Origin of the sequence: Streptomyces sp. Tue6028 (assembly GCF_002300165.1) — a bacterium.
GTDB classification, from domain to species: Bacteria; Actinomycetota; Actinomycetes; order Streptomycetales; family Streptomycetaceae; genus Streptomyces; species Streptomyces siamensis.
In genome coordinates this window covers 220,051-239,669 of record NZ_MLCE01000026.1, presented here as the reverse complement: position 1 = coordinate 239,669, position 19,619 = coordinate 220,051, and the positions used below count along the sequence as shown (strand labels likewise).

Sequence of the window (19,619 nt, the reverse complement as noted above, 5' to 3'; positions counted from 1 at the left end):
GACGGCGCCCGGAGCGGACGAAGTTTGGCGACAGAGGCCGCTCCGGGGGCCGGTCAGCGTCGCTTTGCGTCGGTGGTGATCAGAGAGCGGATGACCAGGGCGCAGATGGCGAGCGAGGCGCCCGTGACGGCCACGGCGAGCAGCAGCGAGACCAGGACCGCACCGACGACCAGGACCACGGCGACACCGCCACCGACGACGGCCACGACAGAGACCGGAGTGAGCTGGACGGCGGGCCGGGACGGCGCGGGGATGACGGGGGCTGGGGTGTGGTGCTGGCAGCCGCAGGGAGCTGCCGGGGTGTGGTGGGGCTGCTTGATAGCGGTCGGCGTGACTACCGGCACCGGCTGCTTGGCCGGGGTCGGGTTGACCGGGATGCGGGGCTGGAACACGAGTTGATCTCCTTTCACTTGGTGGCGGTGTCGATGGCGGGGGCCAGGAAGCTGCCGGCGAGGAGGTAGCCGCCGAGTAGCAAGACCAGGACGAGCCAGAGCGGCGGGCGCACGAGCTTGATGCCGACCCATCCGACGCAGGCGATGAACAACCACAGCGGCACGGACACGGGAGATCTCCCTTCAGCGGACGGGGCAGCGGTGGCCCTGGGCGGCGACCATGGCGGCGGCGTAGGTCTCGTAGGAGCTGGACCAGCCGCACTCCTCGGTCCCGCAGGCGGCGACGTACGAGCTGTGGCCGTTGCGGTCCTGGCCGCTGCCGACAGTGGTGGTGCCGACGCGGTGCAGTTCGCGGTAGATCCGGTACAGGCCCATGGGTGGTGCTCCTTTCGGGTCAGGTGAGTTGGTCAGCGATCGCGTCAGCCAGCGAGGCGGGGACGCCGAGGCGGGCACGCAGGGTGTCGGTGTCGATCCGGACTCCGGTGCGGGCGCGGTGGTCGTCGGCGACCTTGCGGGCGTGCGCGACCAGCGCGGCCGGAACCGCGGGAGCGGGGGCCGGGTCGGCAGCGGGCAGAGCCGCGGGCCCTTCGGCAGCGGCGATGGGTACCGCGTTCGTGTCCGGGGTGGTGATGTCGGGTTCGAGTGCCGGGGCTGTAGGCGCCGGCGGAACCGGCCCTCGGTCCGTGGCGGCGTTCGACGAGTGGGCGAGCAGCGTGCCGCCGAGGAAGGCGAGGGCGGGCCATCCAGCGACGCCGAAGCGCAGCCAGGCAGGGGGGTGGGCCAGATCGAGGAATCCGGCGGTGGCGACGTTCGCGCCGAGCGAGGCGGTAAGGGCGATCAGGAACCAGGACCAGGCCAGCCGGGACGGGCCGTCAGCGCGCAGTCGTCGCCACGCGGCGACCAGCAGCAGGTCGACACTGATCGGGTAGGCCCATGCCTTCCAGCCGGTCTGTCCGGCCGCGGAGGCAAGGTCGTGCAGGTGGGCGAAGGACAGCGCCCCGGCAATCACGGCCTGTACGAGTACGGCATCCGGGCGGATCGAGCGGGTCATGTCTTCACCTCCTTCGCGGGGGTTGAGCCGGGGCAGGGCGGGGATCGGGTCCGACCGCCCCGCCCTGGCGGGGTTCAGTCGGTGGCTTCGCCGGTGCCGAAGCAGGCGAGGCAGATGCCGGTCTGCTGGCCGACCGGGCGCTTTGTGCGACCCACGCGGACGGTGCGGGCAACCTCACCGGTGCCGTTGCACGGCCCGCACTGTTTGGCAGCGGGCACGGGCACGGTGGCTTTGCGGGGCTTGCGCGCGGCCACCGTCCTCACCCCTGGCCGGGGTAGTCGGGGCCGTCGGTGGGGTCGTAGCCGGGCGGGAACATGCCGGGCGGCGGCTCGGGCAGCGACGAGGCCAGGGACGGGCCGATCGCCTCGATGAACGAATGGTCGGCGTCGGGCTGATCGGCGTACACGGCCAGCGAGCCGAGCATCAGCACCGTGCGGTGGAAGTCCTCGATGTGCTCGCACATGGCGGTCTCTCCTGTCGGATCGACGGTTTTGGGCATGGAGCGGGTAGGGACTTGGCGCGAGGCGGTCGCGCCGGCCGGTCAAGCTGGATGGGTCAGGCGGCTTTGGCCACCGAAGCCGCCTCTACAGGCGCGAGATCGACCAGCGGCTTGAAGCGGGCCAGTTCCGGCAGGTCCGGGGTGAGGTGGGCGTGCCGGTTGCAGGCGGTCACGGCCTGGCGCATCGAGGTGTGCGGGGTGCGAATGCGGACCCATTCGCCGGAGGAGTAGCCGACCACGGCCATCCCTCGCCGCGTATTGGGAATCTGAGTGGCGGCGAACACGGCGTGCGCAGAGATGTCACCGAACGCCATCTTCGCGGACGACTCGTCGTTGACGCGGTGCACGGTCCGGCCGGTCAGCTGGGCGCGCAGCATAGTGATGCCGTTGCCAAGTTCGGAGCCGAAGCGCTGCCCATAGATGTCGAGGAACATCCCGGCGGCACGGCCGAGCTGCGCCAGGCGGACCAGGGCGGTGATGCATCGGTCCCGGCGCTTCTCGTCCGCCCTGGAGGAGGTGAGAGCGAGTTCGGCGATCTCGTCGATCGTGACCACGACGGGCACCGGCCGCAGTTTCTCGGGCAGGCCCCAGATGTCGGCGGTGATCTCCGCGTTGGGGATGTCGGCGCTGAGCCGCTGTTCCCGGCGGATCAGGTCGTAGATGCCGTCCATCCGGGCCACGAGCGCTTCGAGGAGATCGGCGGCGTCCTCGGGGTTGTCGGCCAGCGCGGAGAAACGGCGGGCGAGCGGGCCGAGTTCGACTCCGTTCTTGCAGTCGATACCGACCAGGGCGACGCGCTGCGGAGCGAGTTCCTTGACCACCTGACGTTGGTAGACGGACTTGCCGGACTTGGTGGCACCGAGGGTGACCGAGTGCGGGGTCTCCTGGTAGTCGCGGTAGTGCACCACGCCGTCCTCGGCTAGCGCGACCGGGATCTTCAACGGTCCGCTTTCGGTCTTGGCAGGCATCTGCACCCGCTTGAGGACGTCGTAGCCGGTCATCGCGATCTCAACGACACCGGGCTTGATCTCGCGGGAGGTGACCTGATGTACGGCGAAGGAGTGGCGCAGCCGGTCGGCGGCGGCAGAGAACTCGAAGGCGTCCTGACCGGGACGCATCCGGATCCGCAGCCGGATGCCGGTCCGGGTGGGCCTCAGCCACAGCAGCCGGGGCACCTGTTGACGCGGGATCTCCCGCTTGAGCATGCGGGCCAGCGCGAGGCGCCAGCGCGGCGGCGGAACGGTGAGGTGGCAGGCCTCCATCACGGACGCGTACCGCAGCCGCACCCGCAGCACGGCGAGCAGGACGCCGAAGGTCAGCCAGTACCAGGCGGGGCGGCGCCACTTCAGCAGCAGCGCCAGCACGACCAGAGCCGCGAGAGCGGCGAGCACTAACCGGCCCATGATCAGGCCGCCTTGGGCTTCGACGCGCCGGCGGCGAGCGAGGTGACGGCGACCGCGCGGAAGCTGATTCCGTGCTTCTTCTGGCCGTTGAACTCGTTCTCCCAGGGACGGGCGACCAGGCCGGTCAGCGCGACCGGGGTGCCCATGGCCAGCTCACCGGAGATGTCCGGCTCGGCGACCGTGATGGTGACGACCTCGGCGTTGCCGTTCATCACGAACAGCACGTCGACCGTCACGAGCGTGTGGCCGGTGTCGAGGTCGGTGGCGATCACGCCGTTGCGCTTGTCGCGCATCTTCGTCTGCGGGGGCTGGGCAACCATCAAGGTTGCACCGTTCGTGTCGACGGGGATCTGACGCATGATTGAACTTCCCTTCAAGGGGCGAAGGAGGGCGGCGTTCTGCTTGGCGGTAGTGGCGTCGCCCTCCGAGGTTCGCGGCCTCAGCCACATGACATAGCTTGCTCTATAGCAGACTAGATCACAAGAGGTAGGGCGCCATAGGGTGCACTACTTCGAGTGGGGTCGATACGCTCAGGTCATGACCGTTGCCGCCCATGACCCAAGGCCCAAAAAGGTGCAGATCGCGGACACGTTGCGTCCAGAGATCGCCGAGCTTCCAGACGGGCACCGGCTCGCGTCTTTGCGCGAGCTGGCCGACAGGTTCGGAGTCACGACCGTGACCGTGGGCAACGCGCTCCAGATCCTCATCGACGAAGAACTGATCGTGTCCGTGCCGACGCGGGGGTACTTCGTGCAGTCATCGACGGACGGTGACGATGTCGAGGTGCCAACCGGCCCGATCGACCGAGAAGAGATCAACGCAATCCACTCCGAGATCCGACAACTTGCCGCTCGTGTAGCCGAGTTGGAGAAGCGAAGCGATCACACGGGCAGCGCCTGACACGTGACCCACCATGCGCACAGAGTGATCCCCCAACCAGTGACAGCGGTGGTGTCACCAGGGGACAGCCCCGGTGTCAGCCCCCTGTCACCGCCCGTGTCACCGGCTTCTGAGATGCCAGACTCGAACCAGGCACTCGATGGGAGGGCACCACATGAGCGACGAACGGCCGGCATGGGCCCGGCGGATTGCAGCCGAGCGGCAAGCGCGGCAGTGGTCACAGGCCGAAGCCGTGGCAGCGCTTCGCGCGCACTCTCCGAAGCGCCTGCCCGAGGGTTCGAGCATGATCCGGCAATGGAAGCGGTGGGAGTCCGGCGAGGTCACCCCCAGTGACTTCTATCAACCGATCATCGCGTCCACCTTCGGCACAGTGACTCACGCGATCTTCCCTGTTGAGGGGCGCCGGGACGGCAACGCCGAGATCACCACGGCGAGCGGCATGGAGACGCTCGACATCCTCAGCCGCTTGCAGGCATCCGACGTCGACAATGCGACCCTGGATGCCCTACGGATCACGGCCGATCGCCTCTGCTCTGAATACCCGTACCTCCCGAGTGATCAACTCGCCTTGGAAGGGCGTGAATGGCTCAGGCGCGTAGCCGGTCTCCAGTCCCAGCGGCTAACGCTGGCCCAGCACCGCGAGGTGCTGACAATCTCGGCGTGGCTCGCTCTGCTCGTCGGATGCGTCGAGTACGACATGGGCGACCGCGCGGCGGCGGAGAGCACCAGGCGCGCCGTACTGTCGCTGGCCAACGAGGCTGAAAACTCCGAAGTTGCTGGATGGGCCCACGAGATGCGGGCATGGTTCGCGCTCACCACCGGCGACTATCACGGCATCCTCGCCGCCTCCCAAGCCGGTACCGAGGTCGCCACTCACCACGGTGTCGCCGTCCAACTCGCGGCCCATGAGGCGAAAGGATGGGCGCGGCTCGGGGATCGGAGGAAGACAGAGGTAGCCCTCGATCGCGGACGTAAGTTGCTGGAAGGGATGCCCTACCCCGAGAACCTTGATCACCACTTCGTGGTAGACCCAGCCAAGTTCGACTTCTACGCGATGGATTGCTACCGCCTGCTTGGGGAGAACGCCCTCGCGGAGACCCTGGCCAACGAAGTAATCCGAGTCGGGACCGACTTCGATGGCACTGAGAAGTCGCCCATGCGGATGGCCGAAGCCAGGGTCACACTCGGAGTCGTCGCGGCCCGGCGCGGGGATCTTGAACAGGCAGTGGACTATGGCGAGTGGGCCCTTAAGGGAGATCGGCGTTCTCTGCCCTCGCTCCTCTTGGTCAGCCGCGAACTCGCCGCACTGGTCAACCGTGACTTCTCCGATGAGAACTCAGGACAGGGTTACTTGGAGCACCTGAACACACTCAGCCACGTCAAGTAGAACCGCCGGATTCCATCTGATGCTTGACGTTCCGGTCCCAGAGCCGACTTCTGCTGATCGTGGCCGGGCTGGCAGTGTTGGCTACCAACCCGGCCCTGTTGAGCACGTTCAAGGTCACCAACCAGCAGGCGGTTGGCTTCACCGTCCCCCAGGACAGCCGTACAACGCACTAGCGTCTGTCGACCATCCTGCGAGAGTGCTCAGACGACCGTCGTGAGCATGCGGCTGCAGCCATCCTCGACAGCGAGCCGCTTCCCGCTGGAACGCGATCAATTCCAGAGCGTGCGGTGGTGCGAACGCCACGGACCGTGACCCGGCCACACGGGCCGTCCCGGCCATGCAGTGCTCGGGCCGCCAGCGGACGGATTCCCTGCGCCCGGGGCCACGGACGGTGCCGACGGTGCAGCACTCGGGCCGCCAGTGGACGGATTCCCCGTACCCGGAGCCACGGACGGTGCCGACGGTGCAGCACTCGGGCCGCCACCGGACTGGTTCCCCGTACCCGAAGCCTGCGCGCCTCCGCCGGCCCACAGCTCGTCGACACGCGCACGCTCGGTGGCGTTCGGGTTGCGGTTGGTGCAGGACGGGCCAGGGCCGCCGCCCGACATCAGCTCACTACACGGCCCGCTGTAGTCGTCCGGCAGGCCCAAGACGTGCCCGGTCTCGTGGGTGACAACGCGAATCGAGTCGTACTGCTGGATCTGGGTGTAGTCGAGGAAGATCTGGCCGCCTCCGTGGCCGTCAGTGGAGGCGTGGGACCCGCGGGGGTCGTTGCCCTCGGTGTAGGAGAAGTCGGCGCTGCTCGAACCGCTCGAAGCCTCCGCGAGCTTCACGTTGGACTCGGAGCTGTTCCAGATCTCGGCCGCGCTCGATATCTGCGAACGGAAGCTCGGTGCCTTGGAGGCGTCGTAGTGGAGGGTCACCGCCTGCCCGCTGGGCTGAGCAGCACTCTTCTCGGCGACCGACTTGAGCACAGCCTCGAAGAATGCCTTGTTGTTCGCGGCCTCCCCAGCCGACCCGTCGTACCCCGCCACGGAGGTATCGGCGGAATCGGAGGGGGTGGCGGCCGGCTGGGCGCTCGCCGGCACAGCCACGGCCAGCGTGCTGGAGGCCAGACCCAGGCCAAGAGCGAGGGCGAGGAATCTCGGAGATATTCGGGACGAAATCACGTGGGGGGTGCTCCTACTCACTCGGTGACGCCGAGCGCCACAGCGCGCGGTCGACTCGGCGTGAACACCGGTTCCGAACTGCAGCGACGTCCTGTGGGTCGACATTCTTAGAACCGCCCGACAGAGCACGCAATGGGTCCCACTACTACGTCGCTCCGTAGATCTCAGGACCGCGCCAAGACCGCGCGTGGGCCTCCGATCCCCACACAGCGACAGGAGGAAAAGCTGTCGCAGCGTCAGAAGCCTTACAGCGCACGGCAGTGTGCATGCGGGCAGGCTGGGCGGAATTCCCCACACACACCGCAGGATCCACATCCAGGTCAAGACGGACAAATACTCAGATGTACGCCATGCCTCATCTACTAAGTGCACCGGTTGATTCGTAGAGCACTGTGACTGACGTCACGAAATAAATGGCTTCCGCTCCTTTTGCGACCCGTTGACCCCGAGTCGCCCTCCCCAGGAAGTCACCCCCAGCGCAGGGCAGAGCCCCTCACCACCGAGCCACCACCGCTCAGTCCTGATCAGGATGGAAGCCGGGCCCGCCTTGCGGCGCAGGAAGGGGTCGGTCGGCTCCTCGCCCGCCTCCAGCAGCGTGTCCGCCGCACCCGGTGACTGCGGGGCTATGAGGGCCAGGCTCTCGTCAGCCACACGAACGAGGTGCGCACGCAGTCGTAGGTAGTGGCCAGGCTGACGCTCGAAATCCGCTAACCGCCGGGTCTGATGACGGACGCCGAAAGTCCCCCGGACGTGGACTCAGCTGCACGGTCCGCCGACATCACGCTCAGTGGCGAACCTCAGTCGATCAAAACCGGTTCTGGCACTGCGACAGGTCGAGCGATGGCCAGTAAACGTGCCGTGACGGGCTGTGGTGGAAGCGGACTGGCCCAGAGCGCGCGAGATGTCCACGTGGCTCAACACTGAGAGGCCAGCGAAGTCCCCGCGGTGACGAGGTGGTGGCGGAGGTTCAGTCGAGGCTGTGCGCGACGGGGTGCAGCGGCTGGTAGAGGGGCAGTTCACTGCCGCTGGGGAGGCGTACGGCGGTGAGGCGTCCCCACCGCTCCTCGGTCACCTCGCCGGTGAGCTCCGCGCCGCGCTCTGCAAGCTGAGCGCATACGGCGTCCAGGTCGTCACACATCAGGTAGAACTCGTGCTTCGGCGCGCCGTTGGTAGGGTGCACGGCGACCTCGGCGGGCGGCAGCTTGAAGATCAGCCAGCCATGGCCCGCGTCAACATGGGCGAAGCCGAGGACGTCCTTAATAAAGGCCCGGTCGGCCTCAGCATCCTGGGAGTAGAGGATCACGTGTGCACCTGTGAGCATGCCCCGATGCTCGCATGACCACCGTCGATATTGATGGCACCGCGCACAGGCCTGTGAGACGCACGTAGCCAAGCCGAGGCAAGCGGTGTCAAGCATCAACTGAAGCCACTGCGTCAAGCATCAACCGAGACAAGACACACGCCATGTAGAGCCATGCGGTCAAACTTTCCCTACATCATCAAGGCTCGCTGCGCTCGCTCGCCGGGCGGTGAACGGCGCCCAGCGATCATCGCCAACCCGACCGCCGCACACTCCGCCCGAACGCATCAACGGCCGCGTACAGCCCGCATGCCACCGCCACCACGATCCGGCCTCGGGAGGGGAAAGACGCAACAGCGGTCGGACTTCAACGCCCCGCTTCCGGGGCCACGCCGCACCCCTTTCCACCCGGTTGCCTACACCAGTAGGTCGGATCAACCAAGGGCCACACAAGCGCGGCGGCGCCGGCCGGTCGCCGCCGCGCCGCCTCCATGTCTTCGCCACCGGCCGCACGTCGCCGCCCGTCCGTCGCCACACGCAGCGGCCACATTCCAACACGGGCACGGGGGCGGATGTGATCCCCAACGGTGCAGGTCAAAGACGCTTTGTGTCACCAAAAGAGGCCGGATCGTGGTGGCGGTGGCATGCGGGCCGACGCTGCCAGATGCGCGGGCTTCGTACGGCCCGCTGATCCCGCACCGGGCGGCCAGCCGGATGGCGGGTGCGGCCCTGAGAGGGGAAAACCCCGTCGTCGCTGGGGCGGTCGGCTCCACGGCTTTAGCCAGCCACTTTGGCGCGAGCCTCGAAGATCACGGCCCCACATCGAGCACTAACGGGCAGGTTCACAAGCCTGCCCGATCCGCGGGCCAGCGTAAGGGGCCATGATCACTCGCGCCAAAGCAGCTCCCGGCCAAAGCCGCTACACCGACCTCTCGGGTTCGGCAGCAAGCTGACGCGCTGAAAACGTCTCGGGCGGGCGTCGTGACAAGCTACTGAGCACGGCGGGGTGTATCACTGGGTGCAACCAGCCGTACTCTTAGGTGGTTCTGGCGTCGGCGTGCCTACCTGACGAACAGAACGATGTAGCCCGTGACTCCGATGATGGCCGTCGTCGTAATCAGGGACTTCAGGCGGGCGGTCCGGGACTCGTCGGCAATTGCGAACCGGACCGTCTGCCCAACTTGCGAAAACAATTCGCGCACGGTACCTCCACTCATTTCATTTCAAGCACTCTCGCTTCTAACCTTCTCTGCATCGAGACAAGAAAAGCCCGATTCCTAATCACTCCGGCACTAAAGCACCATCATCGCGAAAAGAAATCAGGCTTACGATTTCACAAATATTTACTTATTAAGATTCGAGCTCTAACACTTCTCCACGCAAAAAACCCGCCTTGAGTCCAGCTCGGGGCACGAGGAGATCGAGCCCCATAACTGTACCACAGCCCTGACCTGCAACTGCACCCGGCTCCACGTGAGTTGAGGGCGGGCAGCTGGCCGAACACCAGCCCGTTAGTTACTGCCGAGCCAGCGGCAGCCCTTGGGGCCCATACATCACCAGGCGCTGTCAACAGGCCCAAGAATCACAGTTCCCCGGGCCGGCCGGGCGCCTCCGGCTAACCACGTTCTTCACGTCGCGCCTGTTGGACGGCATCTGTGATCCGGTGGCTTGCCTCGGCTGGGTCCTCGTGCTCCCAAACCCGGATCACAGTCCAACCAGCGGCCCGCAGCAACTCGTTCGTCTCAGCGTCACGTGCGCGGTTACCTTCGAGCTTCGCAGTCCACGCCGCCGCGTTCTTCTTGGAAGAGCGCATGTGTTCAGGGCAGCCGTGCCAGAAGCAACCATCCACGAAAACGGCGATGCGATCCTTTACGAAGACAATGTCTGCCCGCCGGCGGACACCCTCCAACGGTGGGATGTCCACTCGGTAGCGCAGGCCAGTCCGGTGGAGCAGGGAACGAAGCGCCAGTTCCGGCTTAGTGTCACGGCTGCGGTTAGCGCGCATCACCGCGCGCACCTCCCAGGAGGATGCCTTCGAATCGGGGGGCAACGGCTCTTCGGCCAAGAGGCCAGAGGCCGCAGCTTGCTGCCAGGCCTGAGCGAGGTTAGCGGCGCGCGTAGCTTGGTCCACCTCTCCGATATAGCGCTCCTCGGTCTTGCCTTCTTGGGACCATCGCAAGTACGCACGGATGCGGCGGTTGCACCTGGGCAACCGCAGCGAGACAGACGCACGCGCGTACCGGCCATCTCCAATTGCTACGGTGCGACGATGACGGCCGCCAGCGGCGCGGTCCTGCTCCACAGTCGGCTTGGCACCTCTGCGCGGCTTGTACGCGCTTTCTGGTGGCCGCGCTTCCTTCCAGGTACGTGAGTCCGAGACCATCACTCCGCCTAATGACCGACCGACGCGAGGGCGGCAGCGACCTTCTTCGCGAAGAACTCAGCGAGCACGACGGGCACAGCATTGCCAAGCTGGCGCATCTTCTCGCCACGCCGTCCAGCTCCGTGCCATTCATCAGGAAACGTCATGACTCGCGCTGTCTCACGAACAGTCATGTAGCGGTGCAGCCTCCGCCATCCGTCCTCAGCGCTGGCATCGGGCACTTGGTCGTCCAGAAGCATTACCGACTCGCCGCCGGGGACTCCATGCACGCCAGCCTTGACAGTTTTGGCCGGACGATCGAGATCGTTGGGGGTGTGCCCCTTATAGATTCGGGCATCAGGCCAGCCGATGTGGTCAGTGATGCTGCCAGCCTGCTCCGTCTTTCTGTCTAGCTTCTCCAAGTCAATCTTGGGCAGTGCTGGAAGACGCTCGTCGGTGCCGTAGCCGTGGATGGCATCGCGCAAGGTCCGCCATGGCCTGACCCCGCGCTCCTCGTTCTCCTCCTCATGGCCGAGCCCCTTCGGGAGCCGGGCTCTGACTGCATCGCGTACATGTTCCGGAACAGCCTCCTTATGCCGCACCCAATAGGAACTGTCTTCGTCCCGCATCGTGCGAAGTAGAGCATCGTCACTGAAGCGAATACGGGTGACATCCTGGACAAATGCATCCATGTCCACATCTAGGTCTTCACGGAAAGCCACGAGGATCACACGGTGACGGATTTGGGGCACCCCATAGTTAGCCGCGTTGACAGGGATGTGCCGGACTACGTATCGCTGATCGGCAGCCCCTCCCCCGCCTCCCTTGATGAGCTTGGTCAGCTCTTGGTCGTGCTCCTGCCAGGGCACCTCTTCGTCACGTTCGACGAACGGCAAGGTGAGCTCGCGTTTGATGTACTCGAAGTAGCCCTCGAACGATGGGCGCAACAGTCCACGCACGTTCTCGCAGATGACGGCCTTCGGCTGGATCTGGCGAATAGCCGTGAACATGGCGGGAAACATGTTCCGCTTGTCCTCGTCGCCTTTGGCCACACCGCCCGCACTGAAAGGCTGGCACGGGGGACCGCCAGCGAGAACGTCGACCTTGCCGTGGAAGGCGGTCAAATCGAGGTCTCTCACGTCACCGGGGAACAGAGGAGCTGGCTCACCCTCCCCGGGCGGCTCTGGCTTGGTCTCCGCGGTGCGCTCAATGCCGTCTCGACCTAGCGTCCGCGTGGCGCTCGCTTCCAGCGTCTCGCAAGCGTGATTGTTGAACTCGTTGAACAGCAGTGGCCGGAATCCGGCATGGTGGACTCCCATCGCCAGGCCTCCACCACCTGCGAACAACTCAACGCTGGTGCGACCTACTAGTTCGTGTCCACGCTGCTCAACCATGCCGGAATCGTACCGCGGAGTTGACGATCTTGTGACGCGATTCCGATACGAGGTCGCTAGAGGTACCCAAGATCCCATAGGGTGCCCCGCAGGCGACCAGCAGGGGAGGACTCGTTGCGACGAGACGGTCTAGGGGCCAAAAACCATCGCGACTTCCGGCTGAGTATCACTCAGGCACTCGGCGACCAACTCGCCAAGGCTCTAGACGAACTTTCGCCGGCGCCCCTCACGGTCCAGAACCTGGACGAGCTGGACCAGCGTCCCGGGGTGTACCAGCTGTACCGCAACGGCGAGTTCGTCTATGTAGGCAAGGCAGACAAGTCCCTACCCACGCGGATCCACAAGCACCTGCGTAAGGTTTCTGGACGCACGAACATATCTCTGTCCGAGATGACCTTTACCTGCCTGTACGTTGCGGAGGACTTTTCCGCTCTCGCGCCGGAGAAGCTCCTCATCAAGCACTACTCGAAGCAGGGTCAAATACCCTGGAACAACAACGGATTTGGAAACAACGATCCCGGCAAGCGCCGAGATGAGACCGTGGTCAAAGCCAACCACTTCGACAACCTCCACCGGATCGACATCGATCGGGTGCTGTCCTCCCTCCCCCAGGGCTCCATGACCCTGCACAAGCTGTTGCCTGCCGCCGCGAAGGAGATCCCATACACCTTCCGCTATCTGAAAAAGGGCTGCGGCGACACCTACAAGACCGTCATTGACGTACCTGCCGACCTGACGATCAATCACTTCTTCGAGATCATCGCTGCCGCCCTCCCGGAGAACTGGCAGATCGCTCTCCTTCCCGGTCGAGCCATCATGTATCCGGACAGCCGGCGAACCTACCCCAGCGTGTGGCGCTACTACCGAGGTAAGCAGGTTCTAGACGTTGATCCTGAGATCGAGGAAGCTGGCGAAATCCTCGATGAGGAAGAGCACGACGAAGACTAAGAACGACATAGCTGCGTATCCAGCAACAGCGATCCGTGGTGATGCCGTGCAATTGGCGCTGGGCAACAGGATGACCGAACGCTAAAACGGATCTCTCGCTAAGCGATGGCAGTCGGGTAATCATTTTGCAGCTGGAGGACATGCCGTTCGTCGGCACGGCCTGGTTGCGATGACCAGGTCTGGATAGTGGTACCAGCTGTGATAGCTGGCTGCCGTGTAGGCGTGACCATACTGCCCGAGAGGGTGAGCTTTCGGGCCGGGCTCCAATGCATTACCTTCATCACTTAGCGCGGATAAGCGACCGCTACAAAAGTCCTGGGTCCTGGCCAAGCTTCCCTTCCAGGAAATTCATAAGGACCCTGACACGATAAGCCAGCGCCTTTCCATCGTTGGCACTTTGTCCGTACCTGTCGAACTCAAGCAGCTCAAACTGTGCCTCTGAGAGGTCGGCTTCGGCTACGACGCGATTAGACTTCCGAAGATCCTCAAACTCGGCAAATTTCTCTCGGGTTGGATTCGCTTCCCGCTTCGTTCGAGCAACTTCCTGAAATACAAGGTAGTAGACCGAGACCATCCCCACCTGGGACAGGAGCTTATCCCTCTCCTGGAAACAGGCGCCCATTGCATCGAGCACGCTCATCGCAGCCATCTCAGCGTCATTGACCGCTGCCTGACCCTCCGAATCCTTCTTCTTCATGTCCTTGGCGAACGAGTCCAGATGGAACTTCTTCACATCGACAACCCGACCCATGTGGGACCAATAAAGGAACTTAACCGCCAAATCCCAATGGCGGTACCTTGTGTTGCCGAACGTGAGACGCTCTTTAAAGAACGGGTGTTCAGCCAATGCCCGAATAGCAGGAGGAACAGGGCCCCCGAGGGCGTTCCTCTTCTCTGCGGCGTTCAGCGGGATAGCCTCGTTTAGGCGAGAGAACATTTCTTCAATTATTTCGAGATCATCCGTCCTGATGGCGATGATATCAAGAGTGGTCGCATTGAAATAAGCCGCAATTTCCGGGTTCTTTTCCGCCAGCTGAGAGTAGGTCAGGTTCCTGACATCTACGTCCGGATCCTCAAAGTACTTGAAATCATCCGCTAGGGGAAACTTGTTGTCAATAAACTCCCAGATTGCTTGCAGGCGCTGCTTGCCGTCGATGATCGCGTACCGCAGACGCTTCCCATCCACCGTCCGCCGGGCGGCGAATTCGTGGAAATAGATCTTTGGCACGTCGAATCCATTGATCAGTGAGTCGATAAGCAACTGCTGCTTTTCGACAGACCAAATACCGCCCTGACGCTGGTAGACGGGGTCCATCTCAATCTGAGGACGCTGCTGATGAATATATGCGACAGAGCTATTGCGCAGCGGCGCGATAGAAAAGTCTTCCATTAGAATTCCTCTTTCACATACACAGCCAGATGTGCGAGATCCGGGTACACCGTCATTGCGTTGATGCCGAGCGTCTTTAGCTGTTCGCGTATAAACGCCTTTCGGGCCAACGGTATGACATAGCTATCTAGGAAGTCTCCAGAGTGGGCTTTCTCCAGCGGGTCGAAAGAACGATGACAAATAGTGAAGGTTCCACTCTGGGCCACGATTCTGTCGAAGGAACGGGCAGCTACAGCCGCCACAGGAGGCTGAACCGCGACTGGGCCTCTTGCCTTCTCTGGAAGATAGGAGTCAAGGAGTTCGTCCTGTCCGAACAGCAGGACTCCCGGAGAACCTGGACTACTCTTCGCATTCAGATCACTCGGACGAAGAACCCACAAGCAACCGTCTGTGTCGTGATCAGATTCGCAAGCGAAGTACAGGGCGATGAGCGGATTCTCGCTCCAGTCGAGAAGACGCGTCGGAAGACCATGATGCTGAGCAAGAAATAGCCAATCCCATTCACCAACAGGAGCGCTCACGAGACGAGGAATCGCGTTCTGTTTGAACTTTTTCAACAGGAGAAGTTCATTCTCCATCCATTCTCGTTTTCGCGCCAAGGAAGGAGTGAGCTCCCACTGAACGTTTGCGTGGCCTCTGTACCAACGAGGCTCAAGCCCTCCCACTGGCTCCAGGACACGCATGAGGTCTTCGACGTTGTTAACTTCCCCGATTGGATCGCTCATCCGCTGCTGGCTGCTCTCAGTCCGTCTTCTCCACCCCAGTTCCACGGATCATCGCACAGCGGCTCGGTCTGCGGGTCAAGAGTCCGCGATCCGCGGCTGCGACTGCGACTGCGGCAGAGCGAGATGCTGTTCCGGGCGTCTCTAAGTCGGCCGAGGGTCATCTCGTCGCGGTCTCCACAAGTCGCGACGGGGCGGCAGTGCCCGGGCCGACTGTGGACCTAGGCGAGGTCAACTGAGCCGCATCAGGCGGGCTGCAGGCCAGCCGGCGGCTTGGCAACTGGACATCTGGCCTGCCAGCTAGTGTTCCGAGTCGGGATTTCCATTCAGATGTATAGGCTTGCTCTATGGCACGGATGGGGCGGCCGAAGGCCGAGTTGACGCTGTCGGACGAGGAACGGGCCGCGCTTGAGGAGTGGGTGCGGCGTCGTTCCACGCCGCAGGCGTGGGCATTGCGGTGCCGGATCATCCTGGCCTGCTCAACCGGCGCGTCGAACAAGGACGTTGCGGAACAGTTGGGTTCGACCCCTCATGCGGTAGGCCGCTGGCGGGCCCGGTTCGTGCAGTACCGGATCGCGGGCCTGGGTGACATGCCACGTCCGGGCGGCCCCAGGACGGTGACGGACGAGCAGGTCGCCGCAGTGGTCGCCAAGACGCTGGAATCCACTCCGAAGAACGCAACGCACTGGTCGACGCGGTCGATGGCGAAGGAGATGGGCCTCTCGCAGTCGTCCGTGTCACGGATCTGGCGGGCGTTCGGCCTTCAGCCGCACCGGTCGGAGACCTTCAAGCTGTCGACCGATCCCTACTTCGTCGACAAGGTCCACGATGTCGTGGGCCTGTATTTGGATCCGCCGGAGCGGGCCCTGGTGTTCTGCGTCGACGAGAAGTCGCAGATCCAGGCTCTGGACCGGTCCCAGCCCGTGCTGCCGATGATGCCGGGGGTTCCCGAGCGGGCAACCCACGACTACGTCCGCGCCGGCACCACCACGCTGTTCGCCGCGCTCGAGGTCGCCACAGGCAAAGTGATCGGCTCCCTGCACCGCAGGCATCGGGCGGAGGAGTTCAAGAAGTTCCTGGTCAAGCTCGACAAAGAAGTGCCTGCCGACCTGGATATCCACCTGATCTGCGACAACTACGCCACCCACAAGACCCCTGCGATCAAGAAGTGGCTGTTGGCCCACCCACGATTCCATCTGCACTTCACGCCGACCGGCTCGTCCTGGCTGAATCTCGTCGAGCGCTGGTTCGCCGAACTGACCAACAAGCAGATACGGCGAGGCGTCCACCGATCCGTCCAGGCCCTGGAGAAGGACATCCGTAACTGGATCGCCGCCTGGAACACCGACCCCAAGCCCTACATCTGGACGAAGAGCGCGGACGAAATCCTCGAACGCCTCGCCTCATATCTGAACAGAATTCCCGACTCGGAAGACTAGCGTGACGTTGCACGGCGCGTTGGGCCAGGAGTACCGTCGTGGCGCCTTCGGGCACCTCGTCTCCGGACCAACTGCCTTCGGGCCTCTCGTAGGGGATCCTTTTGATCACTCTCACACCCGTCGAGCGCGACATTCACCGCGCTCTTCGTGCACGCGCTCAGGGTGCCAATCCGGCGCATCCTGCCACGGCTTGCATCAGCTACAAGGAACTGGGGCTGATGATCGATCCGGAAGCCAAGGATCGAGCGGTGTCGCGAGCCCCATTCCGCCGTATGTTCCCCGCTCTTGGACATGTAAGCGCCTACGAAGCAGAGCACGGTCGACCGATGCTATCGGCTCTCGTAGTTCGTGAAGATTCACGTAAGCCCGGCTCAGGTTACATCCAGCTCGCCCGCGAGTGTGGCATCGCTGCTGAGGATGAGGGTGAAGAATTCTGGGAGCGCCAGCTGGCAGAGGTCGTGCGGTTCTGGGCAACTGGGGACCCAGTGCTGCTATTGGACGCAGCCGTCGACAAGCTGATGAGCGAATTTGCCACCCTGAAGGGCCTGGTACGTAAATCGATGACAGGACATGGCGGTTCCACGTCGTGAAGAAGGTCGGTGGAGGTGTTGCGACCTCTGCCAGTCGGCCAGAGCGGTGAGTGCCCGCACGAGGGCTGTGGACCAAACGTGGACACGGAACCATCTACAGCCACTTAGCGCGCCCGTGACCTGCGGTGTTTCCATATAGCTAAGCCCCCTCCGGAGCCGTGTGCGCAGGTTCGAATCCTGCCCGGGCACTCGCCACACAGCCAGCAAAAATTACGCGCGGAGCTGGGCGGATGCTGAGAAGAGAGAGCGTGAGTCAGCCTCATTGACTCCCGCTCTTTCTCGCTGTCTCGCACTGTCTGCGATACACACGACACACCTCCGACACGCGAGAGACCCACCGCTGGGTTACGGGCGACCGTGGATCAGACCTGGGCAGTAAAGCTGGGAGCAGGGATCAGCATTGCCAGCGCGGCGCTAGGCGCCATGGGGTGTTACGCCGGCGGCTGGGCGCAGGCTCGCGGCACGGTCCCGCCAGTACACCCACCGCGTCGAATACGTCCGACCCTGTACGACGGGGACAGCCTTGAAGACCGTGGTCGTCGCCTCATCGAGATCCGGACCTGCCCACCGGAGCGGTGACCGGCCTCATGGTCCGCACGGCGCGCTGGCTCACGTTGCGCTGAGGCCCGCGCACGGCCGCTCGCGGTCGGCCAGGACGCAAGGTGTCGGGTCCGCAGCGATCGCGGCGGACCCGACACCTTGACCGTCGCAGCCGTTACCGCCGGCTCGGCCCCCACCAGCCCGCCAGCACCGCGGGCATCACTTCACCACGACGTTGTCCCCGGACGACGTCGACGGCCCGGTGGTGGTGTTGCCGTAGTACACCCAGCGCCACGTACCCGTCTTGGAGGCCTTCACGGTCGTCCTGAGATCACCCGAGCCGTTCGCGTACACCTTCTTCACCGTGGTGTAGGAGGCGGTGCCGGCAGGCTTGAACTGCAGGCTCACCAGGCGGCCTCCGTAGGAGGCGTACTTCCTGGTCTCCCAGTTGGCCCGCGTGACCTTTCCGGTCACGGTGATGGTCTTGTCCTTGGACACCGGTTCGGGCGAGGCGTTGACGGTCAGGCGGGAGTTGCGCTTGACGTGGACCGTCAGACCCTTGTCGTCGGTGTCACCACCGCCTCCCTCGAAGTACACCTCTGCCCCGACCTTCCAGGCCCCGGCCTCGCTGTTACGCATGTCCCACACGCTCGGGTCGAAGTACATCGTCTCGTTGAAGTCGCAGACGCCCGAACTCACCTTGATGCAGTCGCTCGTCTCGACGGCGTGCCACAGCCGATCACCCGCACCACTGCGGTACAGGAACACCGCTGGCCACTTCCACTTGTGAGTGGTCGCCATCCGGAAGGAGGCGGGCACCGCGACCTCCTTCGACACCCCGATCACAATCGACTTGCCGCCGTTCACCTGGACACGGGTGAACGAGACTCCACCCTCGGCCGCTCCGGCCGGCACCGCGGCCACGGCCGTGAACACCGCGGCCGCACCCCCGGCCACGACGACTCTCCAGACCCGCTTCCCCACCTGATCCCCAATCTCCTTACGGAAAGGCACCAAAGGATCACCCCTCCAGCGCCTTACAGACAGCCGGCATCCACACGGGGTTGTACACCCGCGAATCACGATGGGGTATCAGACAATCTCCGCCACCCGCGAGACGGAGAGGTCGGTGCGGTACGGCAGGCGAAACACGCACCCCCAGCAAGGGGTGGGTCTCAGCGGGATGCAGAGGCGACTAGGCCGCGTCGCCCTCCTCCCCCAGCGCCTTTTCGATCTTCGCATTGGCTGCATCCTCGTGACCGTCGTTCGAACCCTGCCGAGGACACATGGGCAAACGCCTCGGACCGATCTTGGTCCGAGGCCTTTGACGGTGCCGTGGCAGGCGTCCTGCAGCCGGATCACGCGGAGGCCGGCGGACTGGGCGATGCGCGTGAAGGGCTGGTAGAGGTTCCGTGGCTCGCCCGGGCGACCGGTGCGAGTGGTGAAGACGTGGGCGGACTCCCGGTGGGCCGCAGGGCTTCACCCTTCACTCCGGTGCCGCCGGTTGATCAGCATTGTGTGTGCGGCCAGGGCGAGACAGGCAGCTACCGCTGCAAGGCGGGTAATGCTCCATGCTGTCTCACCGACTGGCCCTTGCACTGAGACCTCGGCTCGCAGCCGCGCCGACGTCTCCACGACAGCCAGCAGTGGGATCATCAGTCGAAAGGGGAGACCGCGAAGTCCACGCTTGCGTGCCAGGTTCCCCGCCAGTCCCAGAATGGGCCCGACTGCCAGAGCGACCGCACCCCATGCGAGTGTGGCCGACAAAGCCCCTGCCCAGGTGGTCTGCTCATGCACCGCGTAGTAGGCAGTGACAGCCGCTGCCAGGGACGCTGCAGCCACGGCGGCGGACGCGACCCTGGATGCGCAGGCGAGGCCGGCACAGAAGGCCAGGGCCGACCAGGGCCATGCCTCGTTCAGGACGAGATACGCGGAACGGCCTGCCGTGGAGGTGTTCGTCTCAAGGAGGCGGGTGAGGACTCCGAGTGCCGCACCGGCTGCCAGCGCGGCCACGGGTGCCAAGATGAAGGAGCGTGATGAGAACACGGCGTTCCACAGAGTCCTTTTCGGTAACCAGGCGTCTGAGACCCGGCCTCTGCACAGGTCTCCGATCGTCGTCGTCGTGAGTTCACG

At 64.2% G+C, this 19,619-nt stretch carries 20 protein-coding genes and 1 pseudogene; 5 read left to right on the top strand and 16 right to left on the bottom strand.

The window, feature by feature from the left end; translation table 11 throughout:
* Positions 1-53: 53 nt before the first annotated feature.
* The 8 genes from BKI49_RS25785 to BKI49_RS25750 all read right to left on the bottom strand — a co-directional run bounded on the left by BKI49_RS25785 (position 54) and on the right by BKI49_RS25750 (position 3,704).
* Complete coding sequence (locus BKI49_RS25785; protein WP_095936655.1) at positions 54-392, bottom strand: SpdD-like protein; 339 nt, start codon at positions 390-392, stop codon at positions 54-56.
* A 14-nt stretch (positions 393-406) separates the two neighbouring features.
* Positions 407-562, bottom strand: coding sequence for a hypothetical protein (locus BKI49_RS35410; protein ID WP_095936654.1), 156 nt, complete (start codon positions 560-562; stop codon positions 407-409).
* A gap of 13 nt (positions 563-575) precedes the next feature.
* Positions 576-767: a mobile element transfer protein gene (locus BKI49_RS25775; protein ID WP_095936653.1), complete on the bottom strand. Its 192-nt coding sequence runs from the start codon at positions 765-767 to the stop codon at positions 576-578.
* A gap of 19 nt (positions 768-786) precedes the next feature.
* On the bottom strand, positions 787-1,443 hold the full coding sequence (locus tag BKI49_RS25770) for a DUF2637 domain-containing protein (protein ID WP_095936652.1): 657 nt from the start codon (positions 1,441-1,443) through the stop codon (positions 787-789).
* A 74-nt stretch (positions 1,444-1,517) separates the two neighbouring features.
* The gene (locus BKI49_RS25765; RefSeq protein ID WP_095936651.1) at positions 1,518-1,697 is read right to left on the bottom strand and encodes a hypothetical protein; all 180 of its coding nucleotides are present in this window, start codon (positions 1,695-1,697) and stop codon (positions 1,518-1,520) included.
* Positions 1,698-1,702: 5 nt separating this feature from the next.
* Complete coding sequence (locus tag BKI49_RS25760; RefSeq protein ID WP_095936650.1) at positions 1,703-1,906, bottom strand: hypothetical protein; 204 nt, start codon at positions 1,904-1,906, stop codon at positions 1,703-1,705.
* Between the two features lie 92 nt (positions 1,907-1,998).
* On the bottom strand, positions 1,999-3,345 hold the full coding sequence (locus BKI49_RS25755; protein WP_095936649.1) for an FtsK/SpoIIIE domain-containing protein: 1,347 nt from the start codon (positions 3,343-3,345) through the stop codon (positions 1,999-2,001).
* 2 nt (positions 3,346-3,347) lie between these two features.
* The gene (locus BKI49_RS25750) at positions 3,348-3,704 is read right to left on the bottom strand and encodes an SCO3933 family regulatory protein (protein ID WP_095936648.1); all 357 of its coding nucleotides are present in this window, start codon (positions 3,702-3,704) and stop codon (positions 3,348-3,350) included.
* Between the two features lie 178 nt (positions 3,705-3,882).
* Between BKI49_RS25750 and BKI49_RS25745 the strand changes: the two genes are divergently transcribed.
* Positions 3,883-4,245 carry a GntR family transcriptional regulator gene (locus BKI49_RS25745; protein WP_095936757.1) on the top strand — a complete coding sequence of 121 codons (363 nt, stop codon included), beginning with the start codon at positions 3,883-3,885 and terminating at the stop codon, positions 4,243-4,245.
* A gap of 154 nt (positions 4,246-4,399) precedes the next feature.
* On the top strand, positions 4,400-5,632 hold the full coding sequence (locus tag BKI49_RS25740; RefSeq protein WP_095936647.1) for a helix-turn-helix domain-containing protein: 1,233 nt from the start codon (positions 4,400-4,402) through the stop codon (positions 5,630-5,632).
* Positions 5,633-6,150: 518 nt separating this feature from the next.
* Here the strand turns inward: BKI49_RS25740 and snpA are convergent.
* The 4 genes and pseudogenes from snpA to BKI49_RS25715 form a co-directional block, all read right to left on the bottom strand.
* A pseudogene (snpA, locus tag BKI49_RS25735) lies at positions 6,151-6,798 on the bottom strand (snapalysin); the annotation flags it as partial.
* Between the two features lie 970 nt (positions 6,799-7,768).
* Positions 7,769-8,122 carry a VOC family protein gene (locus BKI49_RS25725; protein ID WP_095936644.1) on the bottom strand — a complete coding sequence of 118 codons (354 nt, stop codon included), beginning with the start codon at positions 8,120-8,122 and terminating at the stop codon, positions 7,769-7,771.
* 1,594 nt (positions 8,123-9,716) lie between these two features.
* Positions 9,717-10,106: a very short patch repair endonuclease gene (locus BKI49_RS35560; RefSeq protein WP_218835048.1), complete on the bottom strand. Its 390-nt coding sequence runs from the start codon at positions 10,104-10,106 to the stop codon at positions 9,717-9,719.
* 386 nt (positions 10,107-10,492) lie between these two features.
* Positions 10,493-11,857, bottom strand: a complete 1,365-nt coding sequence (locus BKI49_RS25715) for a DNA cytosine methyltransferase (protein WP_107469426.1) — start codon at positions 11,855-11,857, stop codon at positions 10,493-10,495.
* Between the two features lie 267 nt (positions 11,858-12,124).
* Between BKI49_RS25715 and BKI49_RS25710 the strand changes: the two genes are divergently transcribed.
* Positions 12,125-12,805: an Eco29kI family restriction endonuclease gene (locus BKI49_RS25710; RefSeq protein WP_257004952.1), complete on the top strand. Its 681-nt coding sequence runs from the start codon at positions 12,125-12,127 to the stop codon at positions 12,803-12,805.
* 304 nt (positions 12,806-13,109) lie between these two features.
* On the opposite strand, the gene BKI49_RS25705 is transcribed toward BKI49_RS25710, so the two are convergent.
* Together BKI49_RS25705 and BKI49_RS25700 are read right to left on the bottom strand one after the other, a co-directional pair.
* A complete protein-coding gene (locus BKI49_RS25705) occupies positions 13,110-14,195 on the bottom strand; it encodes a DUF262 domain-containing protein (RefSeq protein ID WP_095936640.1) in 1,086 nt (361 codons plus the stop codon).
* The gene (locus BKI49_RS25700; protein WP_095936639.1) at positions 14,195-14,920 is read right to left on the bottom strand and encodes an FRG domain-containing protein; all 726 of its coding nucleotides are present in this window, start codon (positions 14,918-14,920) and stop codon (positions 14,195-14,197) included. Before BKI49_RS25700 ends, BKI49_RS25705 begins: the two co-directional genes overlap by 1 nt.
* Before the next feature lie 353 nt (positions 14,921-15,273).
* On the opposite strand from BKI49_RS25700, the gene BKI49_RS25695 reads away from it, so the two are divergent.
* Positions 15,274-16,356 (top strand): IS630 family transposase, encoded by a 1,083-nt coding sequence (locus tag BKI49_RS25695; RefSeq protein ID WP_179332582.1) that lies wholly within the window; start codon positions 15,274-15,276, stop codon positions 16,354-16,356.
* 101 nt (positions 16,357-16,457) lie between these two features.
* A complete protein-coding gene (locus tag BKI49_RS25690; protein ID WP_095936637.1) occupies positions 16,458-16,946 on the top strand; it encodes a hypothetical protein in 489 nt (162 codons plus the stop codon).
* Between the two features lie 759 nt (positions 16,947-17,705).
* Here BKI49_RS25690 and BKI49_RS25685 read toward each other — a convergent pair.
* Together BKI49_RS25685 and BKI49_RS36000 are read right to left on the bottom strand one after the other, a co-directional pair.
* Positions 17,706-18,470 carry a hypothetical protein gene (locus BKI49_RS25685; RefSeq protein WP_179332576.1) on the bottom strand — a complete coding sequence of 255 codons (765 nt, stop codon included), beginning with the start codon at positions 18,468-18,470 and terminating at the stop codon, positions 17,706-17,708.
* A gap of 495 nt (positions 18,471-18,965) precedes the next feature.
* Entirely contained in the window at positions 18,966-19,532 is a 567-nt protein-coding gene (locus tag BKI49_RS36000; RefSeq protein ID WP_095936634.1) for a DUF6518 family protein, read from the bottom strand.
* Between the last annotated feature and the right edge of the window lie 87 nt (positions 19,533-19,619).